Source organism: Blastococcus sp. CT_GayMR19 (assembly GCF_004570385.1).
In the GTDB taxonomy this organism is placed as follows: Bacteria; Actinomycetota; Actinomycetes; order Mycobacteriales; family Geodermatophilaceae; genus Blastococcus_B.
The window spans coordinates 20,383-40,887 of record NZ_SPQL01000006.1; the positions used below are offsets into that span (position 1 = coordinate 20,383).

Below are 20,505 nucleotides of genomic sequence, written 5' to 3' on the forward strand. Positions count from 1 at the left end.
GGTCCACGGCACGATGGCTGACGTCGTCGCCACCGTCGCCGTGGACCGCGAGCGCGCCCGGGTGTACGAGCACGGCTGGCAGTCGTGGAGCCCCACTACGGCCTACCGGCTCGATTCGCGACCGTTCCGTCCGGTGAGCGACCTGCGCCGGATCGGGAACTACCGGCCCGAGCGCACCGCTCCGGAGGACGCCTTCTGGGGGGAGGGCCTGCTCGCCGTCGACCCGGGGACGGGAGAGGGCGTGCGCGTGTTCGCCGCCCGCTCGGCCGCGGGGCCGATCCCGTCGATCCGGGCGGAGGTCTCCGGCGACCGGATCACCGTGAGCGCCGACGGGGAGATCGACGTCGCCGTCTCCGATGCGGGAACGGGCCTCGACACCGCTCTCGCCCGCTGGGCCGACGGCTTCGCCGCCGCCGAGGGCGTCGGCCCGCTGCGGCCCCCGCCCACCGCGTGGTGCTCCTGGTACCACTACTTCGAGCACGTGACCCAGGGCGACATCGAGGAGAACCTGAGCGCCATCTCGGAGCTGGACCTCGAGATCGACGTGGTCCAGATCGACGACGGCTACCAGGCGGAGATCGGCGACTGGCTGCTGCTGTCCGAGCGGTTCGCCTCGCTCGGTGCCATCGTCGACCACATCCGCGGGGCCGGCCGGCGCGCCGGTATCTGGGTGGCGCCGTTCCTGGTGGGCGAGCGTTCGGTGCTCGCCCGGGAGCATCCCGACTGGCTGGTCCGGGACGCGAGCCCGGGCACGGGATGGCCGGACCAGCAGCTCGCGGCCCTCGACGTCACCCGGCCCGGAGCCGAGGAGTACCTCCGCGAGGTGTTCGGCACCTTCCGGAACCTGGGCATCGACTACTTCAAGATCGACTTCATCTACGCCGGGGCGATGGAGGGTGGCCGGGCCGCGGACGTCACAGGCGTCGAGGCGTACCGGCACGGCCTGCGCGTCATCCGCGAGGCGATCGGTCCGGACGCCTACCTGCTGGGGTGCGGCGCGCCGATCCTGCCCAGCGTGGGCCTCGTCGACGCGATGCGGATCGGCCCGGACATCGGCCACCACTTCGAGCCGCTCGACGGCGACCTCTCGCAGCCCTCCCAGCGGGCCGCGGCGCAGAACAGCCGAGGGCGGGCATGGCAGCACGGCCGGTTCTGGGTCAACGACGCCGACTGTCTGGTCGCCGGACCGCACGTGGAGCGCCGTGAGGAGTGGGCGACCGTGGTCGAGGAGTGCAGCGGTCTGCGCGCCAGCAGCGACCGGCTCCGCGAACTGGACGAGTGGGGGCTCGAGACCACCCGCCGGCTGCTGCGCGGAGGACTGACCACGCCGTTCGTGCGCTGATGCCGACCGACCCCGGTCGGCCCGCCTACCACTTCACCGCGCCGGCCGGCTGGATCAACGACCCGTTGGGCGTGACCTGGCACGACGGTCCCGAGGGTGGCCGGTACGAGCTCTTCTACCAGTTCAACCCCGAGGCCCCCCTCTGGACGCCGGCGATCCGGTGGGGGCAGGCGACCTCGCCGGACCTGGTCCGCTGGCGGGATCCGCGCACCGCGCTCGAACCGGGGCCGGACGAGACCGGCTGCTGGTCGGGCTCGGTCGTGGTGGACGAGGGCCGGCCGGTGATCGTCTACACCAGCGTGCTGGCCGACGCCCCGGGAATGGGCCGGATCGCCCTGGCCGAGGGCGATGCGGAGTGGCGGCGCTGGACCCGCGACCCGGCCGGGCCGGTGCTCCCCGCGCCGGAACCGGGCCGGGGGCTCGCCCACGTCCGCGACCCCTTCGTCTGGCGGGACGGCGACGAGTGGCGGATGGCCGTCGGCGCCGGCAGCACCGACGGGCGCCCGTCGGTGCTGCAGTACTCGTCGCCCGACCTGCGGACGTGGCGGGCGGACGGCGTGCTCGCCGAGCCGGAGCCGAACCTGCCGGGACCGGGCGGCACGGTCTGGGAGTGCCCCCAGCTCTTCCGGCTCGACGGCGCCTGGGCGCTGATCGTCTCCGTCTGGGACGAGGTGCCCGGGGGAGTGGCCTGCGCCCTCGGCGACTACGACGGCCGCCGGTTCGCTCCCCGGTCCTGGCAGTGGCTCGCCACCGACCCCTTCTACGCCACGACCGCCTTCGCCGACTCCCGGGGCCGGCGGTGCGCGCTCTCCTGGGTGCAGGAGGCCGATGCCGGCGACGGCGTCCGGGCGGGGGCGCTGTCGGTCCCGTGGCTGCTGGCGCGCGAGGGGGACCGGGTCACCGTCGCGCCGCATCCCGACGTCGAGTCGCTGCGCACCGAGGTGCAGGCCGCGCTCGGTCCGGCGTCCCTCGCGGGGGCCGCCGTGGTGGTCGGGCCGCTGGCCGCCCATGCGGACGTCGACCTGCGGGCCGACCCGGCGGGCGGACCGCTGGTCCTCACGCTCGACGAGGCGGGCGGACGGCTGCTCACGCTCGTCGCCGACCCGGACGCCGCCGAGCTCCGGCTCACGGTGCCCGGCCGACCGGATGCGCGGACGCCCCTGCACCCGGAGGCCGACGGCGGACTGTCATTGCGGCTGCTCGTGGACGCCGGCGTGGTGGAGGTCTTCGGCGGAGGTGGAGTTGCCGCGGCGCGGCTCCGCCCGCCGGGAGGCGAGCTCACCCTGGCCGTCTCGGCCGGGGCGGCGGGCGCGGAGCTGCACCGGCTGGTGATCCACGGGATGGCGCCGGCGACCGGCTGAACCGCCGCGCGCCGTGCCCGATGGGCGGAGGAGATCTGCCGGTGGTCCGCGCGCGACTATCGTCAGGTCCTGCTGGGGCCCGCCGGGGCGCCCGCCGAGGCGAGGAGCGCGTCCTGTCCGAGCATCCTGATGCGGTGGACGACCGCCTCGCCGGCAGACGGCCGCGGACGCGCCTGCTGCTCCTCCTTGCCGCGGGCATCCTGCTCTGCGACCTGATCACCAAGGTCATCGTGGTCGCGACCGTCGAACCGGGCGAGGACATCCGTGTCCTGGGTGGTCTGCTCTACCTCACGCAGCTGCGGAACATGGGCGCCGCCTTCTCCTTCGCCGAGGGTGCGACGGTCCTCTTCAGCATGATCGCCGTGGTCGTGGCCGTCGTCATCGTGCGGGCGGCGCGCCGCATGTACTCGACCGGCTGGGCGGTCGCGCTCGGTCTCGTCCTCGGCGGTGCCCTGGGCAACCTGATCGACCGGGTGTTCCGCGATCCGGGCTTCCTGCGCGGGGGAGTGGTCGACTTCCTGTCGGTGCTGGCGCCGGACGGACGGGTCTGGCCGGTCTTCAACGTGGCCGATTCCGCCATCGTCTGCGGCGGCTTCCTGGGCGCCTTCCTGGCGCTGCGGGGCGTGGAGTTCGACGGGTCCCGGGGCGGCCCCGAGGACGCCGCCGGTGCGACGACGGGAGACGGCCGGGCGGGGCCCGGCTGACCGTGCGCCTGCCGGCTGCGCGCCGCCGTCGCACCCGCCCGTCACAATGGGCGACGTGACCAGCTCCGCGAGCCTGCACCGCGCCCTCCCGGTGCCCGACGGGCTCGAGGGCCAGCGGGTCGACCAGGCGCTGTCCCGGCTGTTCGGGCTGACGCGGACCGTGGCCGCCGAGGTCGCCGACGCCGGCAACGTCGTCGTCGACGGCCGGGTGCGCGGGAAGGGCGATCGGCTCACCAGTGGCAGCTGGCTGGAGGTCGAGCTGCCCCCGCCGCCGCGGGAGCCGACGGCGCCGCGCGTCGTCGAGGGCCTGCACGTCCTGTACGACGACGACGACCTGGTCGTGGTGGACAAGCCCGTGGGCGTCGCGGCGCACCCGAGCCCCGGCTGGGACGGCCCGACCGTGATCGGCGGGCTGGCCGCGGCGGGGTACCGCATCTCCACGTCGGGGGCCGAGGAGCGGCGGGGCGTCGTGCACCGGCTGGACGCCGCGACCACCGGTGTCATGGCGGTGGCCAAGAGCGAACGGGCCTACACCGCGCTCAAGGCGGCCTTCAAGGAACGCACCGTCGCCAAGGGCTACCACGCGCTCGTCCAGGGCCATCCCGATCCGTCCCGGGGCACCATCGACGCCCCGATCGACCGCCACCCCCGCCACGACTGGCGGTTCGCGGTGGTCAGCGGCGGCCGGCCGTCCATCACCCACTACGAGGTGATGGAGGCCTTTCCCGCCGCGAGCCTCGTCGACATCCGGCTCGAGACCGGCCGCACGCATCAGATCCGCGTGCACTTCTCCGCCCTGCGCCATCCCTGCGTCGGCGACACGATGTACGGCGCGGACCCGACGCTCGCGGCGCGGCTGCGCGTGGACCGGCAGTGGTTGCACGCCGTCCGGCTGGGCTTCCCCCATCCGGCCGACGGCCGCTGGGTCGAGTTCACCAGCGAGTACCCGCCCGACCTCGCCGGCGCGCTGACCGTGCTCCGCGCCGAGACCTGACCATGCGGCCCCCGAGGGCGAGCCTGCGAGCCCGGCCATGAGCCTGCCGGGCTCGCTCGCCGACTTCGGTCCGGCAGCGCTGGCGGCCGTCGTCGTCGCGGCCTACCTGATCCTCGGCGAGCCGGTCGTCGGGCACGTCCTGCACCGGCGCTTCGAGGGCCGGCTGCGGTCCGATCCCCAGGCCCGGCGCTCGTTCTACCGCCGGCTGCTGGTGCTCGAGTGGGGGCTGGCGGTGCTGGCGCTCGTCATCTGGCTGTCCGCCCCGGGGGTGGACGCCGGCCAGGTGGGCCTCGTCTGGCCGGTGCAGTGGCCCGGGCCCGTGACCTCCGTGGTGGTTCTGCTCGTCCTGGTCTTCGTCGTGGTGTCCACGCGGGCGCTGCGCGGCGGCGCGCTGCTCGAGGCGGCCGAGCCGGTGCGACGGCCGGGTGAGGGGCGGCACAGCGAGCCGGCCGCGCACGCCACGCTCGCGCTGCTGCCCCGGACCGCGGGGGAGCGGCGGTTGTTCACCGTCGTCGGCGTCACCGCGGGGATCTGCGAGGAGTGGCTCTACCGCGGCTTCTTCCTGGCCGTCGCCGCCGCCGTGGGCGAAGGGTGGTCGACCGGGGTCCTCGTCGGGGTCGCCGCGCTGGCCTTCGGACTGGCGCACGCCTACCAGGGGTGGGTCGGCATCACGACCACCGGCGTGCTCGGGGGGATCATGGCCGCCGTGTACCTGCAGACCGGCTCGCTGCTCCTGCCGGTCCTGCTCCACGCGCTGATCGACCTGCGCTTCCTGCTCGTACCCTCGCGTGTCCTGCCGGTCGGACGGGTGTCCGGGTGAGCGCCCCCACGGCGGTGGTCGCGACAGCGGCGGACCTGCCGGAGGTGGCTGCCCTCCGGACGCGGGTCTTCGTGGCCGAGCAGGGCGTGCCGGCCGAGATCGAGCAGGACGCGGCGGACGCCACCGCCGTGCACGTGCTGAGCCGGGACGCCGCCGGCCGCGTGGTGGCCACCGGGCGGCTCCTCGCCTCCGGGCGGACCGCAGCGATCGGCCGGATGGCGACCGACGCCGCCGCCCGCGGGCGGGGGCACGCGGCAGCCGTCCTGGCGGAGCTGCACCGCCAGGCGGTCCTGCGCGGGGTGGCCGACGTCGAGCTGCACGCACAGCTGACGGCCCGGGGGTTCTACGAACGGGCCGGCTACGCCGCGGTCGGCGAGGTGTACGAGGAGGCCGGTATCGCGCACATCACCATGCGGCGCAGCCTGCCCGAGTAGCGGATGCCGCCCTCTCCCTGCGTACCGGGGACGTGGTCGCGGAGGCGGGACCGCGCCAGTGGGCAGGGTGTGACGGATCGGTCCGGCTGTGACGAGACACGTTCTGTCAGACCCTCGGACTACACACCTCTCAGTGCGAGGATTGGGGAGCCGGTCCACCGGCACCCGAGACCGCACAGTCGTACCCGCACACGCCCGCCGGTCTTCCCCGCCGGTCGCCCCGCCGCGGTTCTCCGACGGCCGGGCACGCACGACCACTGAGGAGCATCGACCGCACCGTGAGCGAGCTTGCGAGTGAACGCATGAGCACGGCAGCCCCGCGAGCGGGCTCGACGAGCGCCCGCGAGGAGTGCGCGTGAGCACCCCCTCGCCCGACTCGTTCGTGCACCTGCACGTGCACACCGAGTACTCGATGCTCGACGGCGCGGCCAAGCTGCCCGAGGTGACGGCGGCCGCCGCGGCCCAGGGCATGCCGGCCCTGGCGATGACCGATCACGGCAACGTCTTCGGGGCCTACGACTTCTACAAGCAGGCCACGAACGCCGGCGTCAAGCCGATCATCGGCATGGAGGGCTACTACACGCCCGGCTCGCGGTTCGACCGGTCGCCGTTCGACTTCGGCGACAACCTGATCGACGAGGAGGGGGACGGCGGCTCCAACCGCGGCAAGGCGGCGTACACGCACATGACGCTGCTGGCTCGGACGACGGAGGGGATGCACAACCTCTTCCGGATCTCCTCGCTGGCCAGCCTCGAGGGCCAGTACCGCAAGCCGCGCTTCGACCGCGACCTGCTGGAGCGCTACGGCACGGGCCTCATCGCCACGACCGGCTGCCCCTCTGGCGAGGTCAACATGTGGCTGCGCGCCGGCAAGGAGGACCGCGCCCGGCAGGCGGCGGCGGACTTCCAGGACATCTTCGGCAAGGAGAACTTCTACGCCGAGATCATGGATCACGGCCTGTCGATCGAGAAGAAGACCAAGCCCGCGCTCCTGGCCATCGCCAAGGACCTCGGCATCCCGCTGCTGGGCACCAACGACCTGCACTACACGCACAAGGAGGACGCGCAGGCCCACGACGCGCTCCTGTGCATCCAGACCGGCTCCCGGCTGAACGAGACCAACCGCTTCCGCTTCAACGGCGACGGCTACTACCTGAAGAGCTCCGCGGAGATGCGTGCCCTGTTCGCCGACCTGCCCGAGGCGTGTGACAACACGCTGCTGGTCGCCGAGCAGTGCGAGATCAAGTTCACCGAGGGCGCCGACCTGATGCCCCGGTTCCCGCTGCCCCCGGGCGAGGACGAGACGTCCTGGTTCATCAAGGAGGTCGAGCGTGGGCTGCACAAGCGCTGGCCGACCGGCATCCCGGACCACGTGCGCAAGCAGGCCGACTACGAGGTCGGGATCATCACGCAGATGGGCTTCCCGGGGTACTTCCTCGTGGTCGCGGACTTCATCAACTGGGCCAAGGACCAGGGCATCCGGGTCGGGCCCGGCCGAGGGTCGGCCGCCGGTTCGCTGGCGGCCTACGCGATGGGCATCACCGACCTCGACCCGCTGGCCCACGGCCTGATCTTCGAGCGGTTCCTCAACCCCGAGCGCGTCTCCATGCCCGACGTCGACATCGACTTCGACGACCGCCGCCGCGGTGAGGTCATCCGCTACGTGTCGGAGAAGTACGGCGAGGAGCGGGTCAGCCAGATCGTCACCTACGGGACGATCAAGGCGAAGGCCGCGATCAAGGACGCCGCCCGCGTGCTCGACCGCCCCTACTCGGTGGGCGACGAGCTCACCAAGCTGATGCCGCCCGGAGTCATGGGCAAGGACATCCCGCTCAAGGGCATCTTCGATCCCTCCCACGAGCGCTACAAGGAGGCCTCGGAGTTCCGGGCCCGCTACGAGTCCGACCCGGGCGCCGCGGAGGTCATCGACCAGGCGCGCAAGCTCGAGGGCCTGAAGCGCCAGTGGGGCGTGCACGCGGCCGGGGTGATCATCGGCCGGTTCCCGCTGATCGACAGCGTCCCGATCATGCGGCGCGAGTCCGACGGGGCGGTGATCACGCAGTTCGACTACCCGACCTGCGAGACGCTCGGTCTGCTCAAGATGGACTTCCTGGGCCTGCGCAACCTCACCGTGATCGACGACGCGCTGCGCAACATCGTCATCAACGGCAAGGACGCCATCGACCTCGACGAGGTCAGCAAGAACCTGACCGATCAGAACACCTACGACCTGCTCGCCCGTGGCGACACCCTGGGCGTCTTCCAGTTCGACGGCGGCCCGATGCGGTCGCTGCTGCGGTTGATGCGGCCGGACAACTTCGAGGACATCTCGGCCGTCGGCGCGCTCTACCGGCCCGGCCCGATGGGTGCGAACTCGCACACCAACTACGCGCTGCGCAAGAACGGCCAGCAGGAGGTCACGCCGATCCACCCGGAGCTGGCCGAGCCCCTGGAGGAGATCCTCGGCCAGACCTACGGCCTGATCGTGTACCAGGAGCAGGTCATGTCCATCGCGCAGAAGGTCGCCGGGTACTCCCTCGGCAAGGCCGACCTGCTGCGCCGGGCCATGGGCAAGAAGAAGAAGTCGGTGCTGGACGCCGAGTACGTCGGTTTCGAGGCCGGCATGAAGGCCAACGGCTTCTCCCCGGCGGCGGTCAAGACGCTGTGGGACATCCTGGTCCCGTTCGCCGACTACGCCTTCAACAAGGCGCACTCGGCGGCGTACGGGCTGATCTCCTACTGGACGGCCTACCTCAAGGCCAACTACCCGGCCGAGTACATGGCCGCCCTGCTGACCAGCGTCGGCGACGACAAGGACAAGCGGCCGATCTACCTCGCCGAGTGCCGCCGGATGGGCATCAAGGTCCTTCCTCCGGACGTCAACGAGTCGTCGGCGGACTTCACCGCCGTCGGCACCGACATCCGGTTCGGGCTCGCCTCGATCCGCAACGTCGGGCACAACGTCGTGGAGGCGATCGTCCGGGCCCGCGAGGGGCAGGGCGCGTTCAAGGACTTCGCCGACTTCCTGCGCAAGATCGACGCGGTGGCCTGCAACAAGAAGGTCATCGAGTCGCTGTGCAAGGCAGGGGCGTTCGACTCCCTCGGCCACTCCCGGCAGGGCCTGGTCACCGTCCACGCCAACGCGGTGGACATGGCGATGAGCCTCAAGCGCAAGGAGGCCGAGGGCCAGTTCGACCTCTTCGGCGGCTTCGGCGGGGACGGTGGGGCCGACGACCCGTTCGGCGGGGCGCTCGACATCACGATCCCGACCGCGGACTGGTCGAAGTCCGAGCGGCTGGTCTTCGAGCGCGACATGCTCGGCCTCTACGTGTCCGACCACCCGCTGCACGGCGTGGAGCACGTGCTCACCTCGCACGCCGACACACCCATCGCCGAGATCAACGCCGGCGGGGTCGAGGACGGCGCGAACGTCACCATCGCCGGCATCCTCACCGCGGTCGGCCCGCGTACCAACAAGCAGGGCGCCCCGTGGGCGATCGCGACCCTCGAGGACCTCGAATCCGGTATCGAGGTGCTCTTCTTCCCGAAGACCTGGGCGCAGGTGTCGGACAAGATCGTCCGCGACCAGATCGTGGTGATCAAGGGCAGGATCAGCCGGCGGGACGACCAGCCGTCCCTGTTCGCCTCCGAGGTGTCCGTCCCCGAGCTCACCGAGGGCCCACGCGGGCCCGTCCTCGTGTCCATGCCCGCGGCGCGCTGCACGCCTCCCGTCGTGGAGCGGCTCAAGGAGGTGCTCGGCAGCCACCCCGGCACCACGGAGGTCCAGCTCAAGCTGGTGAACGGCAGCCGCGAGACGGTGCTGCGGCTCGACCAGGGGCTGCGCGTGCGCCCGAGCACGGCGCTGATGGGCGACATCAAGGCGCTGCTCGGGCCGACCAGCGTGGCCCTGCTGTGAGCGTGGGCTTCTGAGCCCCGGCAGCGGCGTCCCGGCGGAGGGGACCGGCGCCGACCGCACGCCCGGCAGCGGGCCGATGTTCACTGGGGAGGTGAGCAACCCGCTGCCGACGTTCGATCCGGGTCCGCCGGCGGAGGCCTACTGGCGGGGATGGCCGGAGGTCCGGGCGGACGTCCGGTCGTCCCTGCGCCTCGTCCTGGTCCTCGCCCTCGCCGGCGTCCCGGCCGGCCTGGCGTGGTGGGGGCTGGCGCCGCGGGCGGACTTCCGCATCACCGAGGCCGGTCCCGAGCCGGTCGGTACGCCCTCGATCGAGCTGCTGGTGGCCGACGACGGGGTCTTCGTCCTGGTGCTCGCCGCCGTCGGCCTGATCGCCGGCGCTGCGGCGTGGCGGCTCCGCAGCCGCAGGGGAGTGGCGACGGTCGTGGCGCTCGCCGTCGGTGCGCTGGCCTCGGCACTGATCGCCTGGCAGCTCGGCGCGCTGCTCGGCGCCGGACCCACCGAGGAGCAGATCGCCGACGTGGGCCGCCTCGTCACCACGCCGCTCGGGCTCGGGTCGCCGGCAGCGCTCGCCGTCGGCCCGTTCATGGCGGTCCTGGCGTACGTGGTGGGCGCGCTCACCGCCCACGACGACGGCCTCGGCCGGACCCGGGGCCGCCCAGGGCCCGAGGAGCGGCTGTCCTCGGCCGACGGAAGCCCGTTCGCGGGTCCGGAGCGGCCGCTGGTCGACGTCCCGCCCGGAGGGCCACCGGCCTGAGCGGTCAGTTCACCGTCATCGGAGTGGCGAACTCGTGCAGCGGGGCGGGCACGGCGCCCAGCGTCGTCAGCATGGTCAGTTCCCGGCGGAGGAGCCGCGACTCGGCCGCCAGCCGGCGCCGGGTGGCCGACTCGGCCAGCAGCGCCTGCCGGTCCTCGGTGGTCAGGAGCGCCGCGGACGCGACCAGGTAGGACAGGGCGGTGGGATCGTCGGCCACGGCCTTGACCAGGACGGCGGTCTCGGCGTTCACCGCCTCGCCGGGGCCGGCGTCGCCCCGGCCGACGCTGAGCCCGGCCACCTCGGCCACGTACCGGGTGAACAGCGTCCGCACCCCCCGGGCGAGCACCTGCATGGACTCCCGGGCCACCGACGCCACGACGTCCTCCAGGCTGCCGGCGGCATCCGGTCCCGGACGGCTGCCGGCGGTGGCCGCGGTGATGCCGTCGGAGTCGCCGGCCGCCTCCTCGGCGGCCTCCTCGTCGGCGAGCCACTCCACCTCGCCCTGCAGGTAGGGCGGGTCCTCGCCGACGACCACGTCCAGCAGGCGGAACCGGTCCCCGCCGACCGTGACGATCCGGAACGCGCCGTCGGGCTGCGGCCGCACGGCCTGGAGGCGGGCGGTGCAGCCGATGTCGTAGAGCGCCTCGGCGGGCGCGACCTGCTCGACCTCCCAGCCCTGCCGGATCGCGACCACACCGAAGAACCGCCGGTCGCCGGACTCGGGCAGCGCCATGAGGTCCCGCATCAACCGGCGGTACCGCGGCTCGAAGATCTGCAGCGGCAGCACGACGCCGGGGAACAGGGGCGTCCCGAGCGGGAACAACGGGATCAGCTCGCCCATCCCCGCAGCGTACGGGCCGAAGCACAGCTGCCCGCCCCGGTGGCGGCGGCGCCCGCGGTCGCGCTGGCTACGCTGGAGGCTCTGTCGCACCACGCCGCAGCTCCGCCGCCCGCGCTCAGCTTCCTCCCGCCCACCATCCCGGAGGCAACCCCGTGCTCGCCCGCATCGACCTGCGTGGATCCGCGCTCCCCGGGCCCCGCGTGCTCGGCGGACTGCTGCCGCGCGCCGGAACCGACATCGACTCGGTCATGGCCACCGTCCGCCCGCTGTGCGAGGACGTCCGCATCCGCGGCGCGCAGGCGGTCAGGGAGATCACCGCGCGGCTCGACGGGGTGGACGCCGAGGACTTCGCCGTGCCGAAGGTGGCACTGGACCGGGCGCTCGCCGAGTGCGACCCGGCGCTGCGGGCGGCCCTCGAGGAGACCATCGACCGGGTGCGGCGGGTGCACGCCGACCAGCGTCGCTCCGACGTCACCACGCAGGTCGCCCCCGGCGGCACCGTCACCGAGCGCTGGCTGCCCGTCCGCCGCGTCGGGTTGTACGTGCCGGGTGGTCTCGCGCCGCTGCTGTCCAGCGTGGTGATGAACGTCGTGCCGGCGCAGATCGCCGGGGTCGAGTCGCTCGCCGTCGCCTCCCCACCGCAGCGGGACCACGGCGGGCTGCCCGATCCGGGCGTCCTCGCCGCCTGCGCCCTGCTCGGGGTCTCCGAGGTCTACGCCGTCGGCGGCGCGCAGGCCATCGCCGTGTTCGGCTACGGCGCCGGCTCCTGCGAGCCGGTCGACATGGTCACCGGGCCGGGCAACGTCTACGTGACGGCGGCGAAGCGGCTGCTGCGCGGGCTGATCGGGATCGACTCCGAGGCCGGCCCCACCGAGGTGGCGATCCTCGCCGACGAGACGGCCGACCCCGCGCACGTCGCCGCCGACCTGATCAGCCAGGCCGAGCACGACCCGCTGGCCGGGGCGGTGCTGGTCACCACCAGCGAGCGGCTCGCCGACGACGTCCTCACCCTGGTGCCCGGGCAGGTCGCGGCCACGAAACACTCCGACCGGATCGCCACGGCCCTCGGCGGCAGCCAGTCCGGCATCGTCCTCGTCGACGACCTCGACGCGGGCGTGCGGGTGGTCGACGCCTACGCCGCGGAGCACCTTGAGATCCAGACCCGGGATGCGCACGAAGTCGCGATGCGCGTCCGCAACGCGGGGGCCATCTTCGTCGGTCCGTGGTCGCCGGTCTCCCTCGGCGACTACTGCGCGGGCTCCAACCACGTGCTGCCCACGGGCGGGTGCGCGCGGCACTCCAGCGGACTGTCGGTGCAGTCCTTCCTGCGCGGCATCCACGTCGTCGAGTTCGACCGGCAGGCGCTGGCCGACGTCGCCGCGCACATCGATGCCCTCTCCGGCGCGGAGGACCTGCCCGCCCACGGCGCGGCCGTGCGGGTCCGGCAGCGCTGATGGGCTCGCTCGAGGAGCTCCCGCTGCGGCCGGAGCTGCGTGGCCGCACGCCCTACGGCGCCCCCCAGCTGCCGGCGAAGCACCGGCTGAACACCAACGAGAACCCGTACCCGCTGCCCGCCGAACTGCTCGCCGACCTGGGGACGGCGCTCGGACACGCGGCGCTGGAGCTCAACCGCTACCCCGACCGCGACGCCCTCGAGCTGCGCGCCGACCTGGCCGCCTACCTCACCCGGACCAGCGGGGCGTCCGTGCGGCCGGCTCAGGTGTGGGCGGCCAACGGCTCCAACGAGGTTCTCCAGCAGATCCTGCAGGCGTTCGGCGGGGCGGGGCGGACGGCGCTGGGCTTCACGCCGTCGTACTCGATGCACCCGATCATCTCCGCGGGCACCGGGACGTCGTGGGTGGACGGGCACCGCCGTGCCGACTTCACGATCGACGCCGTGGCCGCGGCGGCGCAGGTGCGGGAGGTGCGGCCGGACGTCGTCTTCGTCACCAGTCCCAACAACCCGACCGGGACGGCGGTCGAGCTCGAGACGGTCTGCGACATCTACGCGGCAACCGACGGCGTGGTGGTCGTCGACGAGGCCTACGCCGAGTTCGCGCGGGCGGGGACCCCGTCGGCGCTCACGCTGCTGCCGGGCCGTCCTCGGCTGATCGTGAGCCGTACCATGAGCAAGGCGTTCGGGATGGCCGGCCTGCGGCTGGGTTACCTCGCCGCCGACGAGGCCGTGGTGGACGCGCTGCAGCTCGTCCGGCTGCCCTATCACCTCAGCTCGCTGACCCAGGCCGCCGCCCGCACCGCGCTGGCGCACACCGAGGCCCTGCTGGCGACGGTCGACGCGGTCAAGGAGCAGCGCGACCGGATCGTGGCGGCGCTGCCGGGGCTGGGCCTGACCAGCGTCGCGAGCGACGCCAACTTCGTGCTGTTCGGGCACTTCGCCGATGCGCGGGCCGCGTGGCAGGCGCTGCTCGACCGTGGCGTCCTCGTCCGGGACGTCGGGCTGCCCGGCTGGCTGCGGGTCACCGCGGGCACGGCCGAGGAGACGACCGCCTTCCTCACGGCCTTGGCGGCTGTGGTCGCCGAGCACGGTGGCCGGACCTGATGGCCGCACACGTGCGTCCGGCCACCACCCTGGGTGAGGTCGCGCCGGAGCACCGCACCACTCTGGGAGACTGAGCCCATGAACCGCACAGCACGCGTCGAGCGGGCCACCAGCGAGACCAAGCTCGTCGTCGAGCTGAACCTCGACGGCACCGGTACGTCCTCGATCCGTACGGGCGTGGGGTTCTACGACCACATGCTCACCGCGCTGTCCAAGCACAGCGGCATCGACCTCACCGTGCAGGCGGACGGCGACCTGCACATCGACGCCCACCACACGGTGGAGGACGTCGCGATCGCACTGGGCCAGGCATTCGCCGAGGCGCTGGGCGACAAGCGCGGCATCACCCGCTACGGCGACGCCACGATCCCCATGGACGAGGTGCTCGTGCAGGCCGCGGTCGATCTCTCGGGGAGGCCGTACTTCGTGCACTCCGAGCCCGAGAACATGACGCCGATGATCGGCCCGGACTATCCGACGAGCCTCACCGCGCACGTGCTGGAGTCCTTCGCCTTCAACGCCCGGATCAGCCTGCACGTGCGGGTGCTCTACGCCGGCCGCGACGCCCACCACATCGTCGAGGGCCAGTTCAAGGCCCTGGCCCGGGCGCTGCGCACCGCCGTCGCGATCGATCCCCGCGTCGGCGACGTCCCCTCCACCAAGGGCGCTCTGTAGCCGGTGACGTTCGCGCTCGTCCTGCTCCTGCTCGGCGGGTTCCTCCTGGGCGGCGCCTGGAGCGTGTGGAAGGCCGACTCCGACGCCGCGGGCCGCACCGGCCCGCAGGTGTTCTTCGCCGTGTCGCTCCTCGTCGCCGCGGTGATCGCGAGCGCGGCGGCCATCCTCCGCATGGTCTGACCGACGAGGAACGGTTGCCGGCGGTCGTCGACCGACCGCGGTCCGCTAGACGATCAGCGGGTGGACGAGGATCTCGGTGCCGTCGGGGCGGTAGGTGTGCCATCGGCCGCCGGTATCTCGAACGACCGAGAACCCGTGGTGGACCTTGGTGTGGTGGCGTTCGCAGAGCAGGGCTGAGTTCTCGACCGATGTCTCTCCGTCGTGGAGCATCCATTCGAGCAGATGGTGGACGTCGCACCAGTAGGCCGGGGCGTGGCAGCCGGCGAACACGCAGTGCTTGTCCCGAAGCTCCACGGCCCGGCGCAGCGACGGTGGCACGACCCGATGGGTGCGGCCGAGATTCATCGGCTGGTCCTCGGGGCCGATGACGATGCGGGTGACGTTGCCGTCGCAGGCCAGCGCGCGGGCGCGGGCGGCGGAGATGTCCTCACCGAATCCGGTCCGTGCGACGCCCGGTGCGTCGAAGGGGTCGACCAGGTCTGCCAGCGGGATCGTGACGATCACGTGCGGCTTGACCGTGCGCAGGGTCGGCAACCGCCCGGAGGCCAGCGCGACGTCGGCGGCCTGCACGAGGGCGTCGGCGAGCTGCTGGGATCTGGTGCGCCGGTCACCGGCCGGCCGGTCCGCCTGGACGAAGGACTCCAGCATCGCCTCGAACTTCTCCCCACCCACGGCGTCGAGGTCGCCGCGGAAGCTGCGACTGCCGTCGGCGTGCCGGGCGATCGACAGCGACCGGCCCTCGGTCGGGTCGGGCTCGGTGCCGTCGGGATCCAGGCGGGACAGGTAGTGGTGCACCACCCCGCCCAGCTGCGCGTGCTGCCGGGTGGCCGCGGTCTCCGCCAGCACCGCATCCACTGCGGTCAGGTCGACACCCCGCTCCGCGGCGGCGGCCAGGTTCTTCGGCTTGGCGACCGGGGCGAGCACCGCCACCTGCTCGGCGGTCACCATGCCCTCCGCACAGGCCGCGGCCACCGCCGGCAGGTGTTCCAGGGTCCGGCCGTTCCGCACGATCTGCCTCGCCGCGCTCGCCGAGAGCCGCAGGTGCCCGCGCAGCCACCAGGCCATCGACTTCAGCCCGTCGTGCTCCGCGGCCTGGGTGAGCTCCGCGGTGCGCACCCGCCGGGCCAGCAGCGCGTCGAGGCGGTTGCGCGCCCGCACCAGGTCGGCGATCCGCTCCAGCTGGGTACCGGCGGGCTGCGCGTGCAGGTCGTCGGCGGCGAGCGCGTCGAGGGCCGACAGCAGCTCGCTCACGGCACCTCCTCGGCCTTCGATCAACTGTTCGAAGGATACCCCTCCGGATGTCAGTGGACCACCTGAATCCCCAGGTCAGACGCCTGTCCACAGATCTGCGGTAGCCCTTGTGCGCCCACGATCCTGGCGGCAGCGGCGTACTCGCCCGCCGACCGTCCGGAGGCATGGGAATCCCGCGGGCCCCGCGCCGCTGCTCGGTACCGTGGGCAGCGTGAAGAAGGTCGTCATCCTCGACTACGGGTCGGGCAACCTGCGGTCGGCCGAGCGCGCGCTCGAGCGGGTGGGTGCCGACGTAACGGTCACCTCCGACCCCCAGGCGGCGCTTGACGCCGACGGCCTCGTCGTCCCCGGGGTGGGCGCCTTCGCCGCCTGCATGGCCGGCCTGCGCGCGGTCGACGGCCCGCGGATCATCGACCGGCGGCTGGCCGGGGGGCGACCGGTGCTCGGCATCTGCGTCGGCATGCAGATCCTGTTCGACCGCGGCGTCGAGCACGGTCAGGACGCCGAGGGCTGCGGCGAGTGGCCCGGCGTCGTGGAGCAGTTGAAGGCGCCGGTCCTGCCGCACATGGGCTGGAACACCGTCGAGGCACCCGCGGGCAGTGTCCTGTTCGGCGGACTGGCCGGCGAGCGCTTCTACTTCGTGCACTCCTACGGTGTCCGCGACTTCCCGCTCGCGGCCGACGGACAGCCGAGCCCGCTGCCCCGGCCCCTGGTCACGTGGGCGGAGCACGGCGAGCGGTTCGTGGCCGGTGTCGAGAACACGGCGTTGTCGGCCACGCAGTTCCACCCGGAGAAGAGCGGCGACGCAGGCGCGCAGCTGTTGACCAACTGGCTCACGACACTCTCCTGACGACGGCACGCCGCAACGATCAGGACGTCCCTCGCCACCTAGGGTGACGCCGTCCTGTCCCGGCGCACCCAGGAGGCCGACGTGTCGGCACGGCGGTCCTCACGGAGCCGGCGAGGAAGCGGGCGCCTCGCCGGCCTGCTGGTCGCCGCACTCCTCCTCGGGCTGACAACCTGGAGCGTCGTCGCACTGGCGCCTCCGGATCCCCGGCCGATCACCGCCCCCGCTGGCGAGTTCAGCGCCGCCCGGGCCTTCGAGCACGTACAGGAGGTCGCGGCCGGGACCCACGTTGCGGGCAGTCCCGCCAACGGCCGGGTCGTCGAGGGCCTCGTCGCCACCCTCACCGACCTGGGGCTCGACACCCGCGTGCAGAACGCCGTCGGCACCTGGCAGTCGGGGCCGGGCGCGACCGAGATGGCCCGCGTGCGCAACGTGGTCGGACTCCTGCGGGGCAGTGATTCGACCGGCCGGCTCGTCCTCATGGCCCACCACGACTCCGTCGAGACCGGCCCCGGGGCCGCGGACGACGCCGCCGGGGTCGCGGCGGTGCTGGAGGCGGTGCGGGCGCTGAGCCAGGGGCCGCAGCTCCGGAACGACGTCGTCGTCGTCCTCACCGACGCGGAGGAGGCGTGCCTCTGCGGCGCGGAGGCGTTCGCGACCTCGCACCCGCTCGCCGCCGAGGGCGGCGTCGTCCTCAACTTCGAGGCCCGGGGCACGACGGGACCGCCGATCATGTTCGAGACCTCGCAGGGCAACGCCGACCTCGCCGACGCCTTCGCGGCGGCTGCACCGCACCCGGTGGCCAGCAGTTTCGCCGTCGAGGTCTATCGCACGCTGCCGAACGACACCGACTTCAGCGTGCTGCTGGGCGACGGGGACTTCACCGGGCTCAACACCGCGTTCATCGACGGCGCGGCCGCGTACCACACCCCGCAGGACCTGCCCGAGCGGCTGGACCGCGGAACGCTGCAGGCCATGGGCGACAACGCCCTGGCCGTCGCCCGCGAACTGGCCGGCCGCGACCTCGGCGCCCTGGCCCGGCCCGGCGCGCAGGACGCGACCTACTTCCCGGTGCTCGGCGAGCTGGTCCGCTACCCGGGTGCCTGGGTGTGGCCGCTGGCCGGCGGTGCACTGGCCGCGGTGGTGCTGCTCGTCGCGGTCGCCGTCCGACGGGCCGAGAGCACCTGGGGCCGGACGGCGGGCGGCACCGTGCTGGCACTGGTCCCGCTGGTCCTCGCCCCGCTCGCCGTCCAGGGAGCGTGGTCGCTCCTCGTGGCGGTCCGCCCGGACTACTCATCGATGCTCGATCCGTGGCGGCCGGGCTGGTTCCGGCTGGCGGCGCTCGCCCTGGTCGCCGCCGTGGTGCTGCTCTGGTACGCGGTGCTGCGTCGGCGGGTGGGGCCGGCGGCGCTGGCCTCGGGCGCGCTGATCTGGCTGGCCGTCCTTGCCGCGGTACTGGCGGCGTTCGCCCCCGGCGGCTCGTACCTGGCCGCCTGGCCGGCCCTCGCCGGGGCACTGGCCGGCGTCGTCGCCGTCCTGACGACCTCGCGCGTGGCCCGGGCCGGCGCGGCGCTGGTCGCCGGCGCGGTCGCCGTCCTCGTCCTGGCCCCGACGGTCGCGCTCTTCTTCCCGGCGCTCGGGCTGTCCTCCGGCGCCGCGCCGGCCTTCCTGGCCACGATGCTCGCCGTCGCGCTGCTGCCCGCGGTCGAGCTGTTGTTCCCCGACGAGGAGCGGTCCGCGGACGGCGGTGGCCGGCTCGCCTCGGCCGCGGTGCCGGCCGTCGCCGTCGTCGTGGCCGCGTCCTGCGCGGGCGTGGGCCTGCTCGTCGACAGGTTCGACGCCGGCCATCCCGTGCCCAGCCAGCTGGTCTACGCACTGGACACGGACAGCGGGCAGGCGTGGTGGGCCAGCACGGAGCACGAGCCGGGCGAGTACACCGGGCGCTACGTGTCGAGCCGGGGCGCCCTGCCGGTCGACTTCCCGTACCTCGCCGGCGCCGACGTGGTGTCGGGTGCCGCCGAGCCGGCGCCGCTGCCCGCGCCGGTGGTGGAGACGGTCTCGGACAGTGTGGTCGGCGGCAATCGCGAGATCACCGTCCGGGTCACGCCGCAGCGATCCGGCGTGCGACTCCTGGCCCTCGAGCTGAGCGTCGAGGGCGGCTCGGTGACCGGTGGGCGGCTCGCGGGCCGCCCGGTGGCGGAGCCGGCGCTGGGCGGGGACCGCCTCTGGGTGACCTTCCACGCGCCTCCGGACGACGGCCTCCAGGCGTCGTTCGCCGTCGCGGGCGGCGGCCCGGTCCGCCTCCGGGTGATCGACGGCAGCGACGGGCTCGACGGGCTGCCCGGCTTCGAGCCTCGTCCGGACGGCGTCGACGCGGCCGGCACCCACAGCTCGGACCTGGTCGTGGTGTCGGCGTCCACCGACCTCGGCTGAACGGAGGTATGGCATGGACGGCGAGATCGTCCTGATCGTGGCGGTCGCGGCGCTCGTGGCGGTCGTGGCGATCGGGGTGGTCGTCCAGTCGATGACCGCCCCCTTCGAGGCGCGCAAGAAGCGAAAGCCGAACCGCGGCGACGGCGGTGCTGCCCCCGGGGGCCATGGCGGCGATGACGGCGGAGCCGGATCCGGCGGGGACAGCGGCGGTTCCGGTGGGGACGGGGGCGGCGGTGGTGGGGGCGACTGACGGCTGGCGTCGGCGGTCACTGCAGCGGGAAGGGCGGCTGCGCCCACCAGGACGCGTCGACGACCTCGATCCGGCGCACCCACTTGACCCACCAGAACCCCCGCCGGCCGGGCGCCACGAGCCGGACCGGCGCGCCGTGCCCCAGCGAGAGCGGTTCCCCGGCGGCCCGGGTGGCCAGCAGGAGACTGCCCGCGTCCCGCAGCGGCAGACGCCGCCGGTAGCCGGTCCGCGAGACGACGTCGACGCTGCCGTCCTCGGGGAGGCCGTCGCGGGCCACCTCGGCCAGCAGCCGGTCCAGCCGGATCCCGGCCCAGTCCTGCTCGGCGTACCACCCCCCGGTGCAGTCCAGGACGGCCCGCACCTCGTCGCCCCGGTCGAGGTCGGCGACCGAAACCCGGAGCCGCCGGCCTCCGGCGACGATGACGAGGCCGTCCGAGGACTGGTCGGGCACGGTGTCGGTGAACCACTGGGTGACCGGCATCGCGGTCGGGTCATCGGTGCCGCGCTCGTGCGACCCGGTCCCGCGGCGGCCGGCACCCGGGGATCCGGTCAGGTGGAGCACGCCCTCGGTCGCTCCCCAGAGCACGGCGGCACCGAGTCCGAGCCCGCCGGTCTGGAGCAGCGAGCGTCGCGACAGGTCCGTGGCGCGGGGCCGCTGACGCCTGCCCCAGGCGTGCGCGACCACGAGCAGCGCGCTGCCCACCGCGGCACCGACGTGCACGTGCAGTGCGCCGAGCCCGGCGAGGAACGACCACGGCCCGGCAGCCCCGGCGGCGTGCAGCACCCCGGTGAGGACCGTGAGGGCGACGAGGACCCCCAGCGACACGGCGGCCGTCGGGGCCCGCCGGCCGGGCGGCAGCCGGCGTGCCCGGCGGACGACCACGGTCTTCCAGGGAACGAGCAGCAGGAGGCCGAGTCCGGCCGCGCCGTGGACGGCGACCACCCACCGGGACGGCCCGGCCACCCCGACGCCGTAGGCGAGCAGTCCGGTGCTGCCGGCGAGCACGAGCAGGCTCAGCACGCCGAGATTGGTCCGCCGCCCCGCCGAGCGGGGCAGCCGCAGGGGCAGCGCGCGGGGCACGCCGCCAGTGTGCGCCGCGCTCGCCGACACCCGGGGTCGGCCGTGGGTGCCAGACTCGGCGG

At 73.8% G+C, this 20,505-nt stretch carries 18 protein-coding genes; 15 read left to right on the forward strand and 3 right to left on the reverse strand.

The annotated features are described in order from the left end of the window. Positions 1 to 13 precede the first annotated feature (13 nt). The 8 genes from E4P39_RS10035 (at position 14) to E4P39_RS10070 (ending at position 10,325) form a co-directional block, all read left to right on the forward strand. On the forward strand, positions 14 to 1,342 hold the full coding sequence (locus E4P39_RS10035; protein ID WP_135136396.1) for a glycoside hydrolase family 36 protein: 1,329 nt from the start codon (positions 14 to 16) through the stop codon (positions 1,340 to 1,342). Continuing rightward, positions 1,342 to 2,703: a GH32 C-terminal domain-containing protein gene (locus E4P39_RS10040; RefSeq protein ID WP_135136397.1), complete on the forward strand. Its 1,362-nt coding sequence runs from the start codon at positions 1,342 to 1,344 to the stop codon at positions 2,701 to 2,703. Before E4P39_RS10035 ends, E4P39_RS10040 begins: the two co-directional genes overlap by 1 nt. 134 nt (positions 2,704 to 2,837) lie before the next feature. Then, positions 2,838 to 3,407: a signal peptidase II gene (lspA, locus tag E4P39_RS10045; RefSeq protein ID WP_245159749.1), complete on the forward strand. Its 570-nt coding sequence runs from the start codon at positions 2,838 to 2,840 to the stop codon at positions 3,405 to 3,407. Between the two features lie 46 nt (positions 3,408 to 3,453). Next, the gene (locus E4P39_RS10050) at positions 3,454 to 4,401 is read left to right on the forward strand and encodes an RluA family pseudouridine synthase (protein WP_135136398.1); all 948 of its coding nucleotides are present in this window, start codon (positions 3,454 to 3,456) and stop codon (positions 4,399 to 4,401) included. 37 nt (positions 4,402 to 4,438) lie between these two features. Continuing rightward, a complete protein-coding gene (locus E4P39_RS10055) occupies positions 4,439 to 5,221 on the forward strand; it encodes a CPBP family intramembrane glutamic endopeptidase (protein ID WP_135136399.1) in 783 nt (260 codons plus the stop codon). Further along, positions 5,218 to 5,655 (forward strand): GNAT family N-acetyltransferase, encoded by a 438-nt coding sequence (locus E4P39_RS10060; protein WP_135136400.1) that lies wholly within the window; start codon positions 5,218 to 5,220, stop codon positions 5,653 to 5,655. Before E4P39_RS10055 ends, E4P39_RS10060 begins: the two co-directional genes overlap by 4 nt. Before the next feature lie 355 nt (positions 5,656 to 6,010). Further along, a complete protein-coding gene (gene dnaE / locus E4P39_RS10065; protein ID WP_209306464.1) occupies positions 6,011 to 9,571 on the forward strand; it encodes a DNA polymerase III subunit alpha in 3,561 nt (1,186 codons plus the stop codon). Positions 9,572 to 9,662: 91 nt separating this feature from the next. Then, positions 9,663 to 10,325: a DUF2567 domain-containing protein gene (locus E4P39_RS10070; RefSeq protein WP_167761742.1), complete on the forward strand. Its 663-nt coding sequence runs from the start codon at positions 9,663 to 9,665 to the stop codon at positions 10,323 to 10,325. 4 nt (positions 10,326 to 10,329) lie between these two features. Here the strand turns inward: E4P39_RS10070 and E4P39_RS10075 are convergent, their stop codons facing one another. Then, on the reverse strand, positions 10,330 to 11,166 hold the full coding sequence (locus E4P39_RS10075; RefSeq protein ID WP_135136402.1) for an LON peptidase substrate-binding domain-containing protein: 837 nt from the start codon (positions 11,164 to 11,166) through the stop codon (positions 10,330 to 10,332). Positions 11,167 to 11,318: 152 nt separating this feature from the next. Here E4P39_RS10075 and hisD point away from each other — a divergent pair, with 152 nt between their 5' ends. From hisD to E4P39_RS22310, 4 genes are all read left to right on the forward strand, one after another. Then, positions 11,319 to 12,620: a histidinol dehydrogenase gene (hisD, locus tag E4P39_RS10080; RefSeq protein WP_135136403.1), complete on the forward strand. Its 1,302-nt coding sequence runs from the start codon at positions 11,319 to 11,321 to the stop codon at positions 12,618 to 12,620. After that, entirely contained in the window at positions 12,620 to 13,726 is a 1,107-nt protein-coding gene (locus E4P39_RS10085; protein WP_135136404.1) for a histidinol-phosphate transaminase, read from the forward strand. Before hisD ends, E4P39_RS10085 begins: the two co-directional genes overlap by 1 nt. A 78-nt stretch (positions 13,727 to 13,804) precedes the next feature. Then, positions 13,805 to 14,401, forward strand: coding sequence for an imidazoleglycerol-phosphate dehydratase HisB (hisB, locus tag E4P39_RS10090; RefSeq protein WP_135136405.1), 597 nt, complete (start codon positions 13,805 to 13,807; stop codon positions 14,399 to 14,401). 3 nt (positions 14,402 to 14,404) lie between these two features. Further along, positions 14,405 to 14,581: a hypothetical protein gene (locus E4P39_RS22310; protein ID WP_167761744.1), complete on the forward strand. Its 177-nt coding sequence runs from the start codon at positions 14,405 to 14,407 to the stop codon at positions 14,579 to 14,581. A 45-nt stretch (positions 14,582 to 14,626) separates the two neighbouring features. Here the strand turns inward: E4P39_RS22310 and E4P39_RS10095 are convergent, their stop codons facing one another. Next, positions 14,627 to 15,832, reverse strand: coding sequence for an HNH endonuclease signature motif containing protein (locus E4P39_RS10095; RefSeq protein WP_135136406.1), 1,206 nt, complete (start codon positions 15,830 to 15,832; stop codon positions 14,627 to 14,629). Positions 15,833 to 16,043: 211 nt separating this feature from the next. Between E4P39_RS10095 and hisH the strand changes: the two genes are divergently transcribed. The 3 genes from hisH (at position 16,044) to E4P39_RS10110 (ending at position 19,362) form a co-directional block, all read left to right on the forward strand. Further along, positions 16,044 to 16,682, forward strand: a complete 639-nt coding sequence (hisH, locus tag E4P39_RS10100; RefSeq protein WP_135136407.1) for an imidazole glycerol phosphate synthase subunit HisH — start codon at positions 16,044 to 16,046, stop codon at positions 16,680 to 16,682. Between the two features lie 81 nt (positions 16,683 to 16,763). Next, the gene (locus E4P39_RS10105; RefSeq protein ID WP_209306465.1) at positions 16,764 to 19,112 is read left to right on the forward strand and encodes a M20/M25/M40 family metallo-hydrolase; all 2,349 of its coding nucleotides are present in this window, start codon (positions 16,764 to 16,766) and stop codon (positions 19,110 to 19,112) included. A gap of 13 nt (positions 19,113 to 19,125) precedes the next feature. Then, entirely contained in the window at positions 19,126 to 19,362 is a 237-nt protein-coding gene (locus E4P39_RS10110) for a hypothetical protein (RefSeq protein ID WP_135136408.1), read from the forward strand. A 16-nt stretch (positions 19,363 to 19,378) separates the two neighbouring features. Here the strand turns inward: E4P39_RS10110 and E4P39_RS10115 are convergent, their stop codons facing one another. After that, a complete protein-coding gene (locus tag E4P39_RS10115) occupies positions 19,379 to 20,443 on the reverse strand; it encodes a molybdopterin-dependent oxidoreductase (RefSeq protein ID WP_135136409.1) in 1,065 nt (354 codons plus the stop codon). Positions 20,444 to 20,505 lie beyond the last annotated feature (62 nt).

Bases quoted from the DNA above. Each gene is read 5' to 3' on its own strand.
- E4P39_RS10035 (WP_135136396.1), top strand. From the start codon at position 14: ATGGCTGACGTCGTCGCCACCGTCGCCGTGGACCGCGAGCGCGCCCGG.
- E4P39_RS10040 (WP_135136397.1), top strand. From the start codon at position 1,342: ATGCCGACCGACCCCGGTCGGCCCGCCTACCACTTCACCGCGCCGGCC.
- E4P39_RS10050 (WP_135136398.1), top strand. From the start codon at position 3,454: ATGGGCGACGTGACCAGCTCCGCGAGCCTGCACCGCGCCCTCCCGGTG.
- E4P39_RS10055 (WP_135136399.1), top strand. From the start codon at position 4,439: ATGAGCCTGCCGGGCTCGCTCGCCGACTTCGGTCCGGCAGCGCTGGCG.
- E4P39_RS10075 (WP_135136402.1), bottom strand. From the start codon at position 11,166: ATGGGCGAGCTGATCCCGTTGTTCCCGCTCGGGACGCCCCTGTTCCCC.
- E4P39_RS10085 (WP_135136404.1), top strand. From the start codon at position 12,620: ATGGGCTCGCTCGAGGAGCTCCCGCTGCGGCCGGAGCTGCGTGGCCGC.
- hisB (WP_135136405.1), top strand. From the start codon at position 13,805: ATGAACCGCACAGCACGCGTCGAGCGGGCCACCAGCGAGACCAAGCTC.
- E4P39_RS10110 (WP_135136408.1), top strand. From the start codon at position 19,126: ATGGACGGCGAGATCGTCCTGATCGTGGCGGTCGCGGCGCTCGTGGCG.